The organism is Roseivirga spongicola (assembly GCF_001592965.1).
Taxonomy (GTDB): domain Bacteria; phylum Bacteroidota; class Bacteroidia; order Cytophagales; family Cyclobacteriaceae; genus Roseivirga; species Roseivirga spongicola.
The window spans coordinates 104,754-123,899 of record NZ_LRPC01000028.1; the positions used below are offsets into that span (position 1 = coordinate 104,754).

Here is a 19,146-nt window from a genome sequence, read left to right on the forward strand (position 1 = left end):
CATAGCTTGTGCCGAAATTGAATTGTTATGCTGAAGAATTATTTCATCACGTCTTATAGGAACTTACTCAGAAATAAGGTTTACGCTTTTCTGAATGTATTTGGTTTAACACTGGGTATAAGCTGTTTTTGTCTCATTATGCTTTATGTAGAAAATGAGTTGAGCTATGATCAATTTCACAGCGAAAACTTCTATCGTTTTCTATATGAAGAGCAAACTGGCGATGGTGAAACCAGAAAATTCGGGATTATCAGTGTTAAAACTTTGGAAGAGTTTCCTGAGAAAATAGCTGGTATTGAAGATGTTCTACTGGCTAGAAACCATGGTGCAGGTCCATTGCTAGTGGCTTATAAAGACGTTAGATTTAAAACCAGAGACCTTTTCTTTACTGAAGCAGATTTCTTCGACTACTTCAACTTTAAGTTGCTTCAGGGGAATCCGGCTACAGCTTTAGCTGGTCCAAACGATGTGGTTATTACCGAAAGCATGGCTAAAAAGATTTTTGGGGATGCTAACCCGATGGGTGAAACAATTAAGTTTTCAGGTACTATGGGTTTTACACTTCAGGTAACTGGTGTAGTAGAAGACCCAAAGAACTCTCATGTAGACTTTGAATTTCTGGTAAACTTTGAGGTGAGAGATGAAATTAACGACTATCTCGTTATGCGTGAGGGGTTTGCTGGTTCGGTTTATGGTTACTTTAAACTAGCTCCAAATACTGACCCAGATGACGCTTCTAAACTTATTAAACAGCATTACCTAGACTACTATAAAGACAGACCCGATGTAGTAGAAGCATTGGCAAGAGAGAATTATGAGTTTCAGTCTATTCAAGACATTTATTTCAACTCGAATGATGTGTCATTCGATGAAGGCTTTAATAAAGGGAACAAGCAGAATATCTTGATTTTAGGAGTAATTGGAGCCTTTGTATTGCTAATAGCATGCATGAATTATATTAATGCGGCTACGGCAAAAGCTGCTACAAGAAGCAAAGAAATTGGAGTGAGAAAGGTGTTCGGAGCTTTCAAAAAGCAACTGATTGTCCAGTTTTTAGGTGAAGCCTTCTTGGTGTCTTTTGTGGCCGTTGTTCTATCTGTTTTGGTAACAGACTTAACCCTGCCTGCTTTCGAAAACCTAATGGAAACAGAGTTGAGATTTTCTTTAATCAATAATCCGTTGTTCCTCAAAATGTTGGTGTCAGTTTTAGTAGGGGTTACACTACTTTCTGGACTTTATCCTGCCTTGGTGTTGAGTCGTTTTAGACCATCAGAGTCACTCAGGAGTCAAAATGCAAAAGGCTTTCTGAGAGGTGCTGGCCTAAGAAACTTCCTTGTTGGCATTCAACTTTTCTTCACTTTGGTGTTGGTGAGTTCAGTATTGCTGATAGTGCAACAGTCGAGATTCATTAACAGCAAAGACCTTGGCTTTAGTAAAGATGATATTCTAATTATACCCAACAATTCTCCCAAAGTAGGTGCTCAGCTGGCTACATTTAAAAGCGAGCTTTTAAAGAGTCCGTACATTCTTGGAGCCACAACTGGTGTAGATGTACTTGGTTTTGAAACCACCAATAATTCTGGCCCTGTTCTTTTAGAAGGCCAGAGCTATAAAGATGCTCCGGTTGCCACATTCTTTACTGTAGGTGATGAATTTATTCAGCTGCAGGAGTTAGAACTGATTAATGGAAGAACTTTCAACCCTTACCTTAAGAGTGATACGGCATCTATTGTAGTGAACGAGGCATTTGTTAGAGCTAATGGATTAGAAGACATTGTTGGTAAAAAGGCAAGGCTTTGGGGAGCAGATGGCGTTCCTGTTTCAATTATCGGTGTAGTGAAAGACTTCAACTTTAAGTCGCTTCGCTCTAAGGTATCGCCTGCTATTTTTATGCTCAACTCAAGAATGAATTGGTTTTGGACACTTAAGGTAGACCCAACCCATAAAGCCGAAGCCGTGAATCATGCTAGGACTGTTTGGGACAAAGTTGAGCCAGAGTATCCTATGGGATATTGGTTTTTAGAAGATAACCTACAAGCTTATTACGCTAAGGAAAAGCGTTTGGAAAGTGCCATCAAAACGTTCTCGGTAATCTGTTTGGTTATTTCCTGCTTAGGATTGTATGGCATGACAACCTTTACAATTGAAAGAAGAATTAAAGAAATAGGCATCAGAAAGGTGCTTGGTGCAGGAGTAAATCAATTGGTTTGGGTGGTCAACAGTAAGTTTGTTTGGCTGTTTGTCATTGCCTTTTTGGTATCGGTTCCACTGGTTTATTATGCCATAGATCAGTGGTTGGAAGGCTTTGCCTACCACATAAATATTGGAGCTACCAGCTTTTTGTTAGCAGGGGCTCTGGTCTTGGTCATTATTTTATTAACTGTTAGTGTGCAGGCTGTAAAAGCAGCTTGGTCTAATCCGGCAAGTACACTTAGGGCAGAATAGGTCATTATGCTTTCTCTTCTACGAGAAGCAACTAAACTCAACAACAATGCTTAAAAATTATTTTAAAGTTGCATTTAGAACCCTTTGGAAGAATAAGGGCTATGCTTTCATTAACATTATCGGTCTGGCTATTGGCATTTCTGGTGCCACACTGTTTCTCACTTTTGTGAAAGACGAACTCAGCTTTGACAAAATGCATACTAACTATGATAGAATTGTTAGACCAATCACTATTCAAACCAATGTAGAACCAAGTAGACACTATGGGGCTAACCCCATGGTGTTGGCTACTACTATGGAAGAGCAGCTACCTGAAGTGGAGAATCAGGTGACACTCTATCGCTATGGTAACCAAATTAATTATACCATCGATGGTCAGAATTATTCCGACCGTGATTTCTTTTTTTCTACACCAGAATTGTTAGAGGTTTTCGATTTTGAGTTGGTGAGAGGTGATGAGGAAACTGCTTTAGTAGAGCCTAAATCGGTTATTATTTCTGAATCTAAAGCCATGGCCTTGTTTGGTTCGCTAGATGCACTTGGCGAGGTAATTCAGACCCAAGGAGGCGATGTTAAAGTCACAGGGATTTTAAAAGATATTCCCGATAACTCGCATCTATTTGCTGATATGTTCTTTAGTGAATTGTTGCCCCCTCAGCTCATGGAAACTATTAGGTCTTGGACTGCTTTTGAGTTTTCGAGCTCTTATTTATTGCTTTCGCCAGATGCAGATTTAGAAGCTCTAAAGCAGAAGACGCTAGATTTAGCTCAGTCTAATTTGCCACCAACCGTGGCGGCCTTCGTCTCATTCGATTTACAGCCTCTGGCCGATATTCATTTCAATTCTGCAGAGATTGAGTCTGATATTGCCAGATTTAAAAGCGACAGAACTTACATTACCATATTCATATTTATCTCCATATTTCTAGTGGTGATTGCGGCCGTTAATTATATGAATTTGGCTACCTCTAAGGCCGTTTTCAGAGCTAAAGAAATTGGAATTAGAAAGGTTGTTGGAGCAGATAGAAGGCAGTTAATTACTCAAATTCTCACGGAATCTCTGATCATAGCATTCATAGGTCTGTTTATTTCTGTAGCACTTACTGACATTGCTATGCCATTTTTCAATCAGCTGACAGGTAGAAATTATGATTTCAGCTGGATGGCTTTATTGAATTACCTAGATATTCTACTTGGACTAACTTTGGTTATTGGTCTTATTTCTGGCATTTACCCTGCACTGTTTATGACAGGCTTCAAGACTGTGAATATTCTAAAAGGAGAGCAGGTTAAAGGTGGAGCCTTCAACATTCGAAAAGCCTTAGTGGTGTTTCAGTTTGTGCTTTCTACTGTACTGATTATTTCAACCTTGGTGGTTTCTAATCAGATGAGCTTTATCAGAAATAAAAACTTAGGCTTTAATGAAGACAACCTATTAGTTATTGATATTAATAATGGAGCAGTACGACCTGTCTTCAAAACCATGAAGAATGAATTTGCTCAAATACCAGGGGTTGAAAAAGTGGCTGTAACATCTAGAGTGCCAGGCGAATGGAAGAATATAAATCGGGTGGGGGTAAATACAATAGACCCTGCTGGAGTATTGGTAGATTCTACAGAAGCCTACTACATGAGCTTCGATCCAGATGCCTTTAGCACCTTCGAGATAAAGCTAACGGCAGGGGAGAACTTTACTGGTAATGACGCCTCAGATAGCACCAAAATTATGCTTAATCAGAGTGCGGTAGAAATGCTCAATCTGGATGATCCTGTGGGCAAATCACTAGAGCTTTCCCTCAATGCAGGTAGAGGTAAATATACTGTGGTTGGTGTAATGGAAGATTTCAATTTTCAATCGCTTCACACTAAAATTGAACCCTTGATTGTGGGGGCATGGAATAATCGTGCTTCAGTGATAGATTACTTCGTGCTTAAGGTGAATAGTTCTAATATGCAAGAAGTTATCGAGGCGGCAAGAGTAGTTCACGAACAGTTTGATACCAGAACTGTAATGGAACATCATTTCTTAGATGAGCAATTAGAGATTTTCTATGAATCTGACAGGCAGGCTAGTGTTATTTTTAAGGTGGGTGCTGCACTAAGTATATTTATTGCTTGTCTTGGACTTTTTGGACTGGCATCGTTCACTATTCAGAAAAGAGTGAAAGAACTGGGAATTAGAAAAGTACTTGGAGCTAGCGAATGGAAGATTTTCATGCTCCTATCAGGTGCTTTCACTAAGCAGATTTTACTCGCATTTTTGATCGCTTCGCCTATAGCTTATTGGATCATGAACAACTGGTTGCAAAACTTTCAATATAGAGTAGGTTTAGGCTTTGGTGTGTTTTTAATAGCTGGCTTAGGTACACTTTTGGTAGCAATGCTTACCGTCAGTTACAGAGCAATTAGAGCAGCTAATTCTAACCCAGTCAATTCACTCAGAAGTGAGTAGATTAGCCTAGTACGTCATGAAATCAGAAAGGCGGTCTCAAAAGCTAAGATCTTCGTCATTCCCAGCTTGACTGGGAATCCCTTAATGGCCTTTGTAGCTACTTTTCGGAGATTCCCGATCGGAGTCGGGAATGACAGTTAACTTTTAAGACAGCCTCTTTTCGTTTAAGCTTGGTTTAAAAGGTGTATAGGCATATATTGAAACTGAAATCAATAAACACAAACATGTCTAAAACCATTAAGACTCCTGGAGTCTATATCAAAGAGGTAAACGCATTTCCTAACTCAGTTCAAGAAGTACCAACGGCTATTCCAGCGTTTATAGGTTATACCTCCAGAACAGAGTATGAAGGTAAATCATACCTAAACAGGCCAGTGAAGGTTTGTTCACTGATGGAGTTTTTAACTTTTTTCGGCTATGCAGACCAAAATGCTACTCAGCATAAACCAATGTACTATGTGTCTGAATTGGAAAAAGAGGCAGAAAATGGCCAATCCCATTACATTCAAGGCAAAGACTACGCTATAGAGCCAGACCCTGCTACTATATACTATTTATATAACAGTATTCAATTGTTTTACCAGAATGGAGGCGGTGAGGCCTATATCGTTTCTGTAGGTTCTTATGGAAAACCATCTGGTAAAGCCAAGGCACTAGGGGCTCCATTAGAAAACCCGAATGTTAAGCTTTCAGAGCTCTTAAATGGACTTAGTGCCTTACAAAAAGAACCAGAGGTTACTATGTATGTAGTGCCAGAAGCTACCTTGTTGAATAAGGTAGATAATAGCACACTCATGCAGACCATGCTTAAACAGAATATGGAAGTGCGGACAGCAGTTTCCATTTTAGATGTTAAAGGTGGAGAAGCCCCAGATCCTAAACTGTACACAGAAGACATTGAAAGTTTTAGAACTGCTGTTGGCACCAATGGGCTTAGTTATGGTGCGGTCTATTATCCTTTCTTAATCACCACGGTGACGGCAGAGAATCAAGTAAGTTACCACAATGTCAATAATGGCGATTTAGAGTTCTTAACAAACTTTGTAAGCAACTCGGGAAGCCCAAATGCACAAGCGTTACAGATTATAAATACACTCAAGAATCATCCAGATGAGGAAGAAGCTCAAATAAGCAGTATGTTAAGTAGCATCTGTTTGCCATATAGGCAATTGATGAAAATAGTAGTTGAGAAAATCAATACGCTTCCACCTAGTGGCGCTATGGCAGGCGTTTATACCAATGTAGACAACAACAGCGGAGTCTGGAAAGCTCCGGCCAATGTTGCAGTGATGAGTACTAGCGCTCTTACTTTAAATATTAGCGAATCGATGCAAGCGGATCTCAATGTAGATGCCTTGACAGGAAAGTCTATCAATGCTATTCGTGCATTCATGGGGCGGGGAGTTTTAGTTTGGGGAGCTCGAACTCTAGACGGAAATAGCCCAGACTGGAGGTATATCAATGTAAGAAGGACAATCACTATGATTGAGCAGTCAATAAAATTAGCAATGAAAGCCTACATTTTTGAACTGAATGATGCAAACACATGGATTGCTATTAAAAGCATGATTAGTAGCTTTCTATATAACATTTGGAAACAAGGGGCACTTCAAGGGGCAAAATCGGATGATGCTTTTTCGATAAGTGTTGGTCTTGGAAGCTCAATAACTGCTGAAGACATAATGAATGGCACCTTAAGGGTAATTGTAAAATTGGCGGTTGTTCTCCCTGCGGAATACATAGTTATAAGCCTAGAACAGCAACAACAATCGTCTTAAAGTATGAGCAGTAATAGTTCAGCGAATAGCAAGGGATGGCCAATGCCGAATTACAGGTTTAGGGTAGACTGGGGAGATATTGTGCAGAATATCTTGTTTCAAGAAGTATCAGGCCTGGATTCTGAGACTCAGTTGATAGAGTATAGAAAAGGCGATAGCCCTGACTTTGGTCCAGTGAAAATGCCAGGAATTGCCAAGTATGGAAACGTTACTTTAAAGAGAGGTGTCTTCTTGAACTCAGGTTCATTTTGGAAATTATACGATGAGCTTAAATTGAATACAATCAAAAGACGAACAGTAACTATTAAACTCATAGATGAAATTGGGAAAGTAGTCATTACTTGGACTCTTATAAATGCGTGGCCTACTAAAATTTCTTCGACAGACCTAAAGTCTGACGGTAATGAAGTTGGCATAGATTCGATAGAATTAGCCTATCAGGAACTAGCCTTTTCTAATCAGGCGGATAGATGACAGTCTTTTTTAGCTTGTATTCCTTCTAAACTGGCAATTGTTGGCAACGTACTAGACAGTTCACTTCAGTATTTAAACAGTTCAATCCTTTCTTTCAGTTAACAGGTGTTAATTAGTTGTACATAAGTGAAAGAAATATTTCTTTTATATTTGTGTAACTAATGTTGCGCTAATATGAAAGGAACATATCTCGGAGAATTTGAAGAACTGGTTTTGCTCACGGTAGGAGCATTATATCCAGAGGCCTATGGAGTGGCCATTATGGATGATATTAAAAGTGAAACTGGTAGGTCAGTAAATATTTCTGCCATTCATTCTGCTATGCGAAGGCTAGAAGATAAAGGCTTTGTAAAGAGCTTTATGGGTGGAGCCACTAACGAAAGAGGTGGCAGACGCAAACGTTACTTCGAATTAACCAGCTACGGTAAAAAAGCATTAGACGATGCACAGTCTATGCGTGCAAAGCTTTACAACAGAATTCCTGATATCTCATTCGGTCAATCTTGAGTATTAACAGGAAAATATCACCTCCCAGACTCGCCAGACGCTTCTTACAGCTTTACTGCAAAAGCGAGTTCTTAGAAGAAATTGAAGGCGATGTATTCGAACTCTTCGAAAGAAGGGTAGAGGAAAGTCCGGCAAAGGCTAAGCTGCTTTTCCATTGGGATGTGCTCAGGTTTTTTCGCCTTTCGAACATTAAACAAATCAAAAAGTCAAACTCAAATTTCATTCAAATGACAAGAAACAATTTCAAAATTGCGGCTAGGGTGCTTTGGAAGCAGAAAACCAATACCGTTCTTAATGTAGGTAGTATAGCCATAGGAATGGCCTGCTTTATTCTCATCTCGCTTTATGTTAAGCAGGAAGTTAGCTTTGATAAGTTCCACGAAAATGGAGATAGAATCTATCGTACATGGTCTGAAGAAGACTATGGAGAGGGACAGCGGTTTTTCTACACTTCTTCTCCTTTACCGCTTGCACCAACCTTAGAAGAGAACATTCCAGAGGTAGAAGCCATAACCTTGGTAGACTATGGAAACTATTTGGTTGGTGAGGGTGAGAATAGGTTGAATGAACGTATTGCAATGGTCAGCAATAACTTCTTCGATGTGTTCTCATTCGAACTGATAAAGGGTAATCAGGCCAATGCGCTAGGCAGAAATGACATTGTACTTACGGAGTCATATGCCTTAAAATACTTTGGTTCTGATGAGCCGGTGGGAAAGACGCTTACCGTTCAGTTAGGGTCTGAAAAGGTGAATTACAACGTTTCAGCGATTATTCCTGATATGCCTAAGAATACAGGCTTTCAGATGAATATGATTGTATCGAATGAAGATATGGAACGGTTCTACAGCGCAAGAGCTCAGCAGGCATGGTTCAATATAGGCCCTGAGACATTTGTTTTGTTGAAGGAAAACACCGCTCAAGACGCAGTAGAATCGAAGTTTCCTGCAATGATTAATTCTGTTTTGGGCGATGATATCGAGGAGGGACAGTATGTACTTGGTCTTCAACCGTTAGAGGATATTCACCTAAACCCAGATTTTCCAGCATCCGCTTATCCTGTCGGAAACCCCAATTATGTATACGTTTTGGCTACCATAGGGCTATTGGTGCTCATTATGGCATGTATTAATTATACCACTCTTTCAACTGGTCAATCTATTAGACGAGCCAAGGAGGTTGGTATTAGAAAGGTAGTTGGTGCTCAAAAAGGAGGCTTAATTTGGCAGTATTTGTCCGAAAGTATTCTAATTACAGCTTGTGCAACCCTAGTAGGAATCGGTTTAGCTTACGCGCTTTTACCAACTTTCAACCACTTGGCAGGAACCCAAATAGAGATTCCAGTAGATGCGCAAAGCATTGCCGTTTATGGTCTAATTGTTCTTTTTGTCGGAATTGCTACGGGTATTTACCCTGCCTTTGTGCTCTCAAACCTTAAACTTATAGCCATAATTCGTGGAGGTTCTTCGGGTGGAAGAGGAGTAGGTGTGCTTCGCAAAGCGCTGATTGTGTTTCAGTTGCTGCTGACCATTTTCCTGATCTCTGGCTCTTTAGTTATGAAACAACAGTTGAATTTTCTTCAAAATTCTGATGTGGGCTATGAGAAAGAGGCTATGGTTTACCTAAACATGTATCCTAAAGATGGAAGTGAGGGCATTTTTCGACAGATCGATTCTGGATTTGAGAATGCAGAAATCATCAAAGCGAAGCTAAGCCAATACCCTGAGGTAACCGATTTAGGGGCAACAATGCATATTTTCGGAACACCTGGGTGGACAACCATGGGTTTCAGAGACCTCAATGATCAATTCCGTCAGTTTCACTTGGTATTAACCGACCCATATTTCATTTCTGGTTTTGGAATAGAGATGGTTGCTGGTAGAGATTTCGACCCGAATTTGGAGATTGATAAACGAGAATCTATTCTTATCAATGAGTCTGCTGCAGAGTATTTCTTTGGAACGGAAGATCCCGTTGGCAAAAAGTTACCAGGTGAAGAGTTTGGGAAACATACTATTATTGGGGTTACTAAAGATTTCAATTTTCAGTCATTACATACCCAAGTTGAGCCACTTGTTATTTCTCAAAATAGTGAGCCAATTACCCAAGGTATCAGCGATTTGACCTTCGATAGTTACCCCATTCCGAAAGTGTTTTTTAAATATAAAGGTGAGAGTTTGTTAGGCGTTCAAGCGCTTCTGGAGAATGTTTGGGCCGAGACTTTTCCGAATGAAGAGCTCGTTTTTGACTTTGTAGATGAGCGTTTGAAGTTGATGTATGAAGACGAAGCTAGGGTGAATAAAATCGCGGGAATTGCCACCATAATCAGTGTTCTTATTGCTTCCTTTGGTTTGTTAGGACTTACTATTTTGGTCGTCAATACCAAGGTTAAAGAAATTGGAATACGCAAAGTTCTTGGTGCTTCGCCAATGACAATCATGAATATTCTTGTTCGTCAGTTTGGTATTCAGTTATTACTAGCATTCGTTATTTCTATTCCGATAACCTGGTATATCATGAATCAGTGGTTAAGCGATTTTGCCTATAGAATAGATGTGGGAATTGTGGTTTTCCTTATCAGCGGATTGCTATCATTTTTATTGATGCTAATGGTAATCGCATATCATGCCATCAGAGCTTCACGAATTAATCCTGTCAAAGCATTGAGGGTAGAGTAGCTATAAGAGGGCTATAGTGTCTTTAGGTTTCTTTGAAAAAGGATGTCATCTCTTTCTTTGCAAAAGATATGAAGATGACATCCTTTAATAATTGAGTCACTACTTCGCTTAAATGCTTAAACAGCTTTTCTCTTATTTGAATCGGTGTTGAGAACCTTCAGATTACCACAAAATTCAATAGTATTCATTTTGGATCTCCGCAAGACTGTTAAACGGTCCTATTTGGACTCTACAGGCCAAATTCCTAATTGACCAATCACCTAATGTCCTAATTAACCCTAACTACTTTGTTATCTGCTATAGCAAAAACCGCATCGGTTTTATCAATATTGATTTTAGCAGTGCCTGTAAAGTTGCCAAAGGCCGGGAGGAGTCCATTTTTTTTACCGAAGTAGAAACAAGGTAAGCGCAATGATTGCCTGCCTTTACCAGTAAGACGCACTGCGGGGTGGATATGCCCTGCCAGGTTATATAGTTCAGTTTCTTCAGGAATGTGAGTTAGGTCGAAAGGGTGGAGACTGAGTTTTTCCATTACCTCTAGGTTGGAGATTCTATAGCTACTTTCGTCTAAGACATCGTGATTGCCCAATACTAATTTAAATGGCAAAGGCGCTTTAGATTTGATCCATCGTTTGAAGACTTCCCAGCCTTGGTTATGATCCGAGTGGAATAGGTCGCCTAGAAAGATCACTTGCTGAGGCTTGAACTTGGCAATGAGTTTATCCAGAATTAGGATGTCTTTAGAATGAATTAAGTCAGAGATAGGAATGCCTGACTTGCGGAAGTGCCCCGCTTTTCCCAAATGAAGGTCGGCCAAGATGAGGTAGTTTTTTTCTTCCCAAAAAATACCTTTTTCAGGAAGAAGATGAAGTGTTTGGCCAAGTAGCTGATGGGTAGACATATAATATTGACTCCATTGATTTATAGATCAATCTGCCAAAAATAGTTGAAGATAACTTATGTGTTTCCCTTCAGCTCGCAAAAATCACTGCCAATAGTCTGGTTTTTCAAGCCCGCCACTTCTGGTACAATTAACGCAAAGTTTATGTGCGAATAGCTTCTCTCCAGTACCTTCTACGTAATCATAGAGTTCATAAAGACCTCTTATTGCAATTTCGGAACCTCTCATTTCTTCAGCAACATCTGTTGCTTCATAGAAGTCTGGTACTGATCCTTCAAATTGAATTGACCAATACTTCTCACAGGTTCGGTCTAAATATGGAACTACCTCAGGGTCGAAATCCAGAGGGTCAATGAAGATTCTTTTACTGGTTGCTCCAGATACTTCAAAATAACCTAAAACTTTCTCGTTAGGGTTATCTATACTCACCATGTTACCTATTACTGCCCCTTGTTGTTTGTCGAATAGGCTGCCATTCGACTCGTTGAAGAGCTCAATTTTTCTATAGTAACTGTAGGCTTCTGGAGTAATTGCTCTTTGTACAATTTCTAGACTATAGGCTGTTGTCAGGTCGAATAATGATGCAGGAGCGAAATTAATGTCTAGTTCTTTAATTTGTCCATTACTTATAGTTGAGGTTGCCAAAATGAGTTGACTAGAGTTTTGTTCTCTATAGCACTCTCTCACATCTTTGTTATAGGGAACTATGGAAGGAGATGAGTTTCTTTGGTAATCGTAGCGCTTAATGTAAGGCACTATAATTTGATGAGCATCATTCCATTCATAGCGGTAAAACTGACTTCCATTACTTGCATCATCTACATCTATAAAAAACTGTACTCCAGGAACTGGATCTGTGGCTAAATCTGCTTCTTCTACACCTAAACGGTTGTAGATGCGGCTGATCTCAGGAGCCTCTTCTAATTGCTCAAATGTAGATTGGTACCTTTTTCCTTCATTAGTTACAATAAAAAGCGCGTAACTTTTACCAAGTGTACCTCCAAAATCATTAGGCGACTCATAAGTACCTGCATTTCGCTCAGTGAAGTTCACTACATCGCCATCTTCACTTTCTACCCAAACCGAGGCTCCGCTTAATGCAGTAGATTCACTTTGAGATTCTTGATCAACTGGAGAGGTATAGAACAACCGCACCTGGTGAGCTTTAGTAATATTGGATATGTTGGCGTCTACAACTAGGAGTTTTTCGTAAGAAAACGATTCTGTTTCTATTTCTTCTACACAAGCAACCAGAGCAAAGGAAGCTAAGGCTAGAAGGAAAATTTTCAATGACTTATGCACGTTAATCTTATTCATTATCGAGCTCGTTTACGGTAAATGTATTGATGATTGAAACAGGTTCTCCATTGGTGGTGAATCCTTCGATGTACATTCTATACTCACCTGCAATTCCAGAGGTTTGAAACTGTATAGGTACGGTTTCATTTTTATTCACTTTGTAGTCTGGTAGCCAGAGCAATTGTATTCTAGAATCTGGTACTCTATCTTCTGAATTAAAAGAATTATATGAAGTTTTCGGAGCTGGTTGTGGAGAGAGTAACTCAAACACCATGTGATTTCTATCGAACTGAAAACCACCTAAGTTGCCTTCCAATGTTTGAAAGCTCAATACTCCATCTGCTACTAATGAACCTAGAAAATAGCGTCTATTAAATATATCTACACTTTTAATTCGATATGGGCTAAACTCCAAAATTTCATTCATTGGTACCGGAACGCCATCAAGGAACACCATTGGGTCTGTCTCAAAGGTGAAGCCTTCGTCTAAGCTATAGAGTACAAATCTTTTTTCGCCTTTCCTTTCTCTAACACCAGCAACTTGAATGTATTCTGCGAAATGTTCTTTAAGTGTTTTAAAACGAGTATAATCATCAAACTCGTAGTGTGCATTAAAATAAGGGATAGTAGGAGGTACATTATTTTTAACAGCAATAGTATCCGTAATAGGAGTAAAATAGGCATTCTCTATCTGGCTTATTATACTTCTCTCCTTAATGTCCGAGTAATATGTTGAATCTATAATTAGAGGTTCAAAATCTAAGCTGTGATTGTTGATGAAATTTTCTTCTATTTCCACAGTATAAGATTGCTCAAAGTCTGGTATTGTTAAGTGTGCAGGTGTCATTGAACCTCTATGCACGGTTTCGTACTCAAGTACAAATCTGCCTTTTTCGTCAGTTCGCGCAATGGCCATATTCATATCATTCTCACCTGTAAGGCTTAGAATTACATGCTTATTCTGAACAGAAATTGCAGGGTCTTCTGCCTTTAAAGTACCTTCTAAAAGTTGGTATCTATATTCGGGAAGTAGGCCTACCTTCTCAGGTAAAGGTTGCTCTTCGATAGCACTGAAAACTGATGTGTTTTGTAACTCTTGTAAACCATTAGCCACGTGATTCTGGTCTGCAACTGCATGTTGACGTGGCTTTTCAGATGAGAAGGCTTTTCTAATACTAATACTATAATTGCCAGCAGGTAAATATTGATCTATAGTTGCTAAGCTTTGAGTAGTAAAGGCATTATTAATTCTCTTTTCAGAAACCTCAACATTGAATAAAGGAGATCTGAACTGCTCTCTACCACTTGCATCTTTAAAAACAACGGTGAACACATCTTTTGGGAGATCATCTCTTTGAACTCTTACTGGTGATCTAGTTTCTATCTTCCTCTCAACTATTGATTTGCCTTGGTGGTAAATAGTTAGAGTACCATTTTGGACAGCTCCTACAGGTTGAAGAAGCATTACTCTTTCCTCATGGGTAATGTTAAGGCCAATTCCGTTTAAAACTGGTTTAGGCAAATCAAAGAAGTTGAAGCCATCACCTTGGCCTTCTACCAAAAGTTGTAGAGACTCGTTCTCATTAGGGCTTATCTCAAACCAACCAAATCCCTGATTATCAGTAGATACCTCTTCAATAGTTCCATCTTGATTTATAACTCTTGCCTCTATAGCTACTGGCTTTCCACCTTTACTAGCTTTTAAGATTACCTTATTGGTAACATTTGCTACAATCTGACCAGAGGTTGTTCCAAATTCTACATTAAGTTTCTCATTGGTAATCTGTGGGTTGATATAGTCTTTATATGGGTTGATAATAGAGATTTCAGACTTAGATACATCATTAAAATTCTGCATCCAGCGAGTGTAAGCCACCAGAAAATAAGATCCGGTTTCAATATCTGATGGAATGAAAAACTCACCATAGGCTTTTCCCTCAATCAATTGATGCTTTCTTTGAAAGATTACCCCATTTTCTCCAATCAATTCTACATACACATATTTGCTGAGGTGAGAGATTTTGTTGTTCGTATAGCTAATGCTAGATGTGGCATATTGAAGGGTTTCACCAACCAGCAAGTCGTGTGTGTTTAAGTTGATGAAGACCTTCTCACGAACATTGTCAGTCTGCGAAAAACTGGTTTGAATTGCACTGAAAAAGATAACAAGTGCAATTATAAAGTTTTGGCTGTTTTGAGTGTAAAGCTTCATCTCCATTAGAATTTAAAGTTGTAAGAGATGGTAGGTATAGGAGAACCGAATACGGATAATTTGTATCCTTTTACTTCACCTCTATCCAAATCAAAATATAAAGAGAACGGGTTTTTACGGCCTAGCACATTATATACTGAAACCGACCAAAATGAATGAGCTCCTTTAGTGACTCTGTGCCCCCATTTAAGAGTTAGGCCAATGTCCATTCTGATGTAATCTGGAATGCGATATTCGTTTCTATCCGAGTAATTAAGAATTTCTATACCATTCAGTCTGTATAAGCCAGTAGGGAAGGTGATAGGTCGCCCAGAGTTATAAACAAAGTTATAAGAGAGCGAGAACCTATGAGTGACTTCGTAATTACTAACTAGGTTAATGGTGTGTGGCTTGTCATAATTAGTAGGAAAGTAGTTTCCGTTATTAACTACTTCTTCTTCAAATTGTCCATCCAGTTTAAGTAGAGTTCTGGCATAAGTATAGTTGAACCAACCATTCAGCCTGCCAGACTTCTTTAAAGAGAGTTCTACTCCATAAGATTTGCCTGGGCCTTGTAATGCGATAGATTCTATTCTGTCATTTAATAGAAAGTCGGCACCCGTCTTAAAGTCTAGCAGGTTATTAAGCTTTTTACCATAAATCTCAACAGAGCTCTCTAACTCTCCATCCAATAGGTCTTTATAGTAACCTAAAGACAGTTGATTACCAACCTGAGGTTTAATATAGGTATTGGAGAGCCTCCATAAATCAGTTGGTGAAAGTGAAGCACTGTTAGAAAGGGCGTGCAAATATTGTCTACTCCTATCATAGCTAAGCTTAATAGAGCTGGATTCATTTAGTAAGTATCTAGCTGCAAACCTAAACTCCGGACCATGATATGTCTTGATGAACTCACCTTTTCCGTGTGTTTCTTCACCTATTTTAGTATCTCCGTTTTTCGGTGCGTTATCCAGATAGAGATTAGTTGTGCCAGGGCCTAAATAAGTAAAGAAGCTGTATCGGAGCCCATAGTTGAAGCTTAGCTTATCACTGAACTCATGTTTGTCGGAGAAGTAGAGAGCTCCTTCAATTCCTTGTTCTCTATCTAATTCTACTCTAGTTGCAATAGATTCGCTTCCAATTGGGGTTTTTGTACCTGGGTTAATACTGTATCTTTTTAGTTCTAGCCCAAAATTGAAGAAGTGAAAAGCATTAAAGTCCTTATTGAAATCTGACTTGATTCCAATTTCTCTAATTCCAAAATCTTGAGAAAATGCATTTGCGGCCAATTGAGTTGCTTCAAAGTCATAGCTATACTGACTGTAAGTAGCGGTAAGGGATGCATCAAATGTTCCATCGAATCGGTGCCCCCATTTGGCCGAAGCCATTTGGTTCACATAAGAAAAATCTGAGAATGAAAAGAGTGTGTCTGAATTTAGACGAAAATCATCTTTACTATAGTATCCTGCAACGGTTAGTCTATCGTCTTGATTTATCTCATGGTCATACTTCACAATGAAATCACTAAACGACACTTTATTGTTCTTAAAGTCAGAATGTTTAATGCTTTCAAGAATCCAGTCAGAATATGTAATACGTCCGCTAGCCAAGAGGGAGGCTTTTTCTTTTACAATTGGAATTTCGGCAGTAACCCGTGATGTAATCGGTGATATTCCTCCTTCCACTCCAATTTTCTCTTTGTTCGCTGTTTTGGTTGTTATATCAAAAACAGATGATAGTCTTCCTCCTAAGCGAGCTGGAATTCCGCTTTTCATTACCTCTAAGCCTTCTAGAGCATCTGAGTTAAATACGGAAAAGAAGCCTAAGAAGTGAGATGCATTATAAACCGTTGCACCTTCAAAAAGGAAAAGGTTTTGATCTGATTTTCCTCCTCTAACGTTAAAGCCAGCCGCTCCTTCGCCAACAGTTTGAACGCCAGCAAAAGTAGTCGCTACTTTCAGAATGTCTTTTTCCCCAAGTACAACAGGTACTGTTTTGGAATCTTCTATGCTTAACCTTTCCATTCCAGTTGCTAGTTGCTCAACATTTGCTCCGCGGTTAGCTTCAACAACAATTTCATTAAGGGCTATTACATCAACCTCCATGTCAATATTCAGTTGACCATTAGAGAAAAGAATCAGGTTTCGCTTCGTTCTTTTCATACCAGTAAACTGAACCTGAATTACATGTTGGCCACTAACCAAATTGAGACTGTAAAACCCATCTGCTGAGGTAACGGCAGACTTATTCCCATTTGGAGTATATACAATTGCTCCTTCAATAGGCTCTCCAGTGTCTTTTTCTTTTACATAACCAACAAGAGTAGACGTTTTACCTGCTGTGAATTGAGCACGGCTTCCAATTTCAAAAACAAAGTTCTCTAGATCGTTGTCGTTTTGGGTTTCTCCTTTGTATTCCTTGGTAAACAATATCTCTTTACCTGATTCTTCTTGTGTGGTTGCTTTAGGAGTTTCTTCAGTGTTGTTCTGAGCCACCAAAGACGAGATTAGTTGTGGCGAGGTTATAATGTCTATACCATTGGTCAGGTATATCTTTCTAGCTTCAATGTGGTGCCTTATAGGAGTGCCTTCGAAAATACTTGCTAAAACGTTGTTTAATGGTGCTTTATTAAACGATCCACTAAACTCAAGCGAGTCTATCCATTCAGTTTTGTAATAAAAGCGATAGCTAGAACTATTCTCTATGTCTTCTATTACTTTTTCAATGCTAGCGCCCTGATAAGTATTGGTGAATGTAAATGATAAGTCTTGTGCGGCAACCTTCAAGCATGAAAGCAAAAGCATCAATATTAAAAAATGTTTCATGAAGTGATTATTGAATCACAATACTCTGCGATGTGAATTAAATGCTTCTCTTTATCCAAGGTTTTTAACTGCCTCGATTCCTTTGTTCTCATGAACTTCTTTATTTCCTTCTTATAATCTGGGAAACGTTTCAGTAATGATCGAGCATTTACTATTACCTCTTTTCTGTCACTGAAGAGTAAGTAGTACTTGTCTACGCGTTGGTACTGAAACTCGGTACCCTCTACAACTGAGTGTTTTGAGCTTTCTTTAATGAGCGAGAAATTATTTCCTTTAGAAAGAACTAGATAATAGCCCTTTGAATCTTTCCTAGCTTTAAGTACTCCTAACTCGGTTTCTATTTTATTTACTAGATTCTGATTGAGAGTAATTGGTTGTAAACTCAATGGGTTAAGAATGTATATTACCTGTTTCTCAAGGTCATATCTAAGCTTAGCATTGCTGTAGAAATGACTGTCATATGTAAGATCTGCAGTTACCCAGTCTTGAGACTTTTCTACAAAAAACACGCTTGATCTCCTTCTTGGTGGAGAAACTATAGGTAGAGCACCGATCATCGGCTTAACATTGGCAGAATCGAAATTGGCCTTGAACCAAGCATCAATATTGCCATCAAGATTAAAATCTTTAATGCTGTATTCTTGAGAGTAACTATCTAAGTGAACGAGAATAAAAAGAGTAAAAAAAATGAGCGTCTTCTTCATTGAGTTATAAGCTTCTTGTTGGCAGGTTTCGCCTATCTTGAAAGATTGATTGAAAAAGGTGTTTTTTCAAAGAGAATTCTTTCAATACATTGAAAGACTCTACAATCGGTAGAAATAACGATTTAGTAGGTATGGAACTGTTTATAGAAAATCTTGGATTGAACGGAGTGGGTTGTGTTGTTTACCGCATGTTTCAGATTTCTTGGAATTATTATTGGCTTAATTTATGCTAATCTATATTGCATTATGATTAACAGATTGATACTAGTTTTTATTTCCTTGACAGCCTTAAGTAGTCTGGCGTATGCCCAAAAAGCAGATGATATTTTGGGTACTTGGTTAACCGATGAAGGAAAGGCGCGAATTGAGGTTTATAAAGAGAATGGTAAGTACAACGGCAAGATTGTATGGTTAAAGGAGCCTAAAAATGAAGATGGTTCACTGAAACGAGATAAGGAAAACCCTGAAAAGGAGCTAAGAGATAGGCCAATAGTGGGCTTAAACCTCATAAAAGGGTTTGTTTTTGATGATGATCAGTGGGAAGATGGAGAAATCTATGATCCTGAAAGTGGAAAAACCTACTCTTGTAGAATTAAAATGAAGAAAGGGAAACTTGAGGTGAGGGGATATATAGGTGCACCAATGTTTGGGCGTACTGTTGTATGGTCTCGCTATAAATAGAGCCTTAATTTGCCTTCATCATTCGGAGTATAATGATGAGGGCAACAGACACCAAACCAGATATACCGGCTAGCAATGCGGAGATTATAAAGTCTTCCTGTGTCAGATTGAATTGCTCTTTACCAAAAATATAAACTATACCTACTGCAAATAAGAACAAGAAAAGGCATAAGGCCGCTCTGAATACCTTACGAAAGGTGTTTTTCATTAA

Annotated in this window: 13 protein-coding genes; 7 read left to right on the plus strand and 6 right to left on the minus strand. The window is 38.9% G+C overall.

Translation table 11 applies throughout. The features are described 5' to 3' along the window. The first annotated feature begins 27 nt into the window (after positions 1-27). The 6 genes from AWW68_RS12585 to AWW68_RS12610 all read left to right on the plus strand — a co-directional run bounded on the left by AWW68_RS12585 (position 28) and on the right by AWW68_RS12610 (position 10,334). Positions 28-2,445 (plus strand): ABC transporter permease, encoded by a 2,418-nt coding sequence (locus AWW68_RS12585; RefSeq protein ID WP_084375677.1) that lies wholly within the window; start codon positions 28-30, stop codon positions 2,443-2,445. 46 nt (positions 2,446-2,491) lie between these two features. Then, entirely contained in the window at positions 2,492-4,897 is a 2,406-nt protein-coding gene (locus tag AWW68_RS12590; protein ID WP_068221565.1) for an ABC transporter permease, read from the plus strand. Positions 4,898-5,121: 224 nt separating this feature from the next. Then, positions 5,122-6,675 carry a phage tail sheath family protein gene (locus AWW68_RS12595; protein ID WP_068221567.1) on the plus strand — a complete coding sequence of 518 codons (1,554 nt, stop codon included), beginning with the start codon at positions 5,122-5,124 and terminating at the stop codon, positions 6,673-6,675. A gap of 3 nt (positions 6,676-6,678) precedes the next feature. Beyond that, positions 6,679-7,149 (plus strand): phage tail protein, encoded by a 471-nt coding sequence (locus AWW68_RS12600; RefSeq protein WP_068221569.1) that lies wholly within the window; start codon positions 6,679-6,681, stop codon positions 7,147-7,149. A gap of 174 nt (positions 7,150-7,323) precedes the next feature. Continuing rightward, positions 7,324-7,656 carry a PadR family transcriptional regulator gene (locus AWW68_RS12605; RefSeq protein WP_068221571.1) on the plus strand — a complete coding sequence of 111 codons (333 nt, stop codon included), beginning with the start codon at positions 7,324-7,326 and terminating at the stop codon, positions 7,654-7,656. Continuing rightward, positions 7,653-10,334: an ABC transporter permease gene (locus AWW68_RS12610; protein WP_068221573.1), complete on the plus strand. Its 2,682-nt coding sequence runs from the start codon at positions 7,653-7,655 to the stop codon at positions 10,332-10,334. Before AWW68_RS12605 ends, AWW68_RS12610 begins: the two co-directional genes overlap by 4 nt. Before the next feature lie 268 nt (positions 10,335-10,602). Here the strand turns inward: AWW68_RS12610 and pdeM are convergent, their stop codons facing one another. The 5 genes from pdeM to AWW68_RS12635 all read right to left on the minus strand — a co-directional run bounded on the left by pdeM (position 10,603) and on the right by AWW68_RS12635 (position 18,254). Beyond that, the gene (gene pdeM, locus AWW68_RS12615) at positions 10,603-11,235 is read right to left on the minus strand and encodes a ligase-associated DNA damage response endonuclease PdeM (RefSeq protein WP_068221575.1); all 633 of its coding nucleotides are present in this window, start codon (positions 11,233-11,235) and stop codon (positions 10,603-10,605) included. A gap of 84 nt (positions 11,236-11,319) precedes the next feature. Beyond that, positions 11,320-12,552 (minus strand): DUF4249 domain-containing protein, encoded by a 1,233-nt coding sequence (locus AWW68_RS12620; RefSeq protein ID WP_068221577.1) that lies wholly within the window; start codon positions 12,550-12,552, stop codon positions 11,320-11,322. Continuing rightward, positions 12,545-14,746, minus strand: a complete 2,202-nt coding sequence (locus AWW68_RS12625) for a hypothetical protein (protein WP_157717640.1) — start codon at positions 14,744-14,746, stop codon at positions 12,545-12,547. Before AWW68_RS12625 ends, AWW68_RS12620 begins: the two co-directional genes overlap by 8 nt. Before the next feature lie 5 nt (positions 14,747-14,751). Beyond that, positions 14,752-17,550 carry a carboxypeptidase-like regulatory domain-containing protein gene (locus AWW68_RS12630; protein WP_068221580.1) on the minus strand — a complete coding sequence of 933 codons (2,799 nt, stop codon included), beginning with the start codon at positions 17,548-17,550 and terminating at the stop codon, positions 14,752-14,754. Continuing rightward, positions 17,547-18,254 (minus strand): hypothetical protein, encoded by a 708-nt coding sequence (locus tag AWW68_RS12635; RefSeq protein ID WP_068221582.1) that lies wholly within the window; start codon positions 18,252-18,254, stop codon positions 17,547-17,549. Before AWW68_RS12635 ends, AWW68_RS12630 begins: the two co-directional genes overlap by 4 nt. Positions 18,255-18,500: 246 nt before the next feature. Between AWW68_RS12635 and AWW68_RS12640 the strand changes: the two genes are divergently transcribed. Further along, the gene (locus tag AWW68_RS12640; RefSeq protein WP_068221585.1) at positions 18,501-18,935 is read left to right on the plus strand and encodes a DUF2147 domain-containing protein; all 435 of its coding nucleotides are present in this window, start codon (positions 18,501-18,503) and stop codon (positions 18,933-18,935) included. A 4-nt stretch (positions 18,936-18,939) separates the two neighbouring features. Here the strand turns inward: AWW68_RS12640 and AWW68_RS12645 are convergent, their stop codons facing one another. Next, entirely contained in the window at positions 18,940-19,143 is a 204-nt protein-coding gene (locus AWW68_RS12645; protein ID WP_068221587.1) for a hypothetical protein, read from the minus strand. Positions 19,144-19,146: the final 3 nt, after the last annotated feature.

Excerpts from the sequence above, each read along its gene's own strand:
- AWW68_RS12595 (WP_068221567.1), top strand. The coding sequence starts at position 5,122 with ATGTCTAAAACCATTAAGACTCCTGGAGTCTATATCAAAGAGGTAAAC.
- AWW68_RS12600 (WP_068221569.1), top strand. The coding sequence starts at position 6,679 with ATGAGCAGTAATAGTTCAGCGAATAGCAAGGGATGGCCAATGCCGAAT.
- AWW68_RS12630 (WP_068221580.1), bottom strand. The coding sequence starts at position 17,550 with ATGAAACATTTTTTAATATTGATGCTTTTGCTTTCATGCTTGAAGGTT.
- AWW68_RS12590 (WP_068221565.1), top strand. The coding sequence starts at position 2,492 with ATGCTTAAAAATTATTTTAAAGTTGCATTTAGAACCCTTTGGAAGAAT.
- AWW68_RS12620 (WP_068221577.1), bottom strand. The coding sequence starts at position 12,552 with ATGAATAAGATTAACGTGCATAAGTCATTGAAAATTTTCCTTCTAGCC.
- AWW68_RS12605 (WP_068221571.1), top strand. The coding sequence starts at position 7,324 with ATGAAAGGAACATATCTCGGAGAATTTGAAGAACTGGTTTTGCTCACG.
- AWW68_RS12585 (WP_084375677.1), top strand. The coding sequence starts at position 28 with ATGCTGAAGAATTATTTCATCACGTCTTATAGGAACTTACTCAGAAAT.
- AWW68_RS12645 (WP_068221587.1), bottom strand. The coding sequence starts at position 19,143 with ATGAAAAACACCTTTCGTAAGGTATTCAGAGCGGCCTTATGCCTTTTC.
- AWW68_RS12635 (WP_068221582.1), bottom strand. The coding sequence starts at position 18,254 with ATGAAGAAGACGCTCATTTTTTTTACTCTTTTTATTCTCGTTCACTTA.
- AWW68_RS12625 (WP_157717640.1), bottom strand. The coding sequence starts at position 14,746 with ATGAAGCTTTACACTCAAAACAGCCAAAACTTTATAATTGCACTTGTT.
- pdeM (WP_068221575.1), bottom strand. The coding sequence starts at position 11,235 with ATGTCTACCCATCAGCTACTTGGCCAAACACTTCATCTTCTTCCTGAA.
- AWW68_RS12640 (WP_068221585.1), top strand. The coding sequence starts at position 18,501 with ATGATTAACAGATTGATACTAGTTTTTATTTCCTTGACAGCCTTAAGT.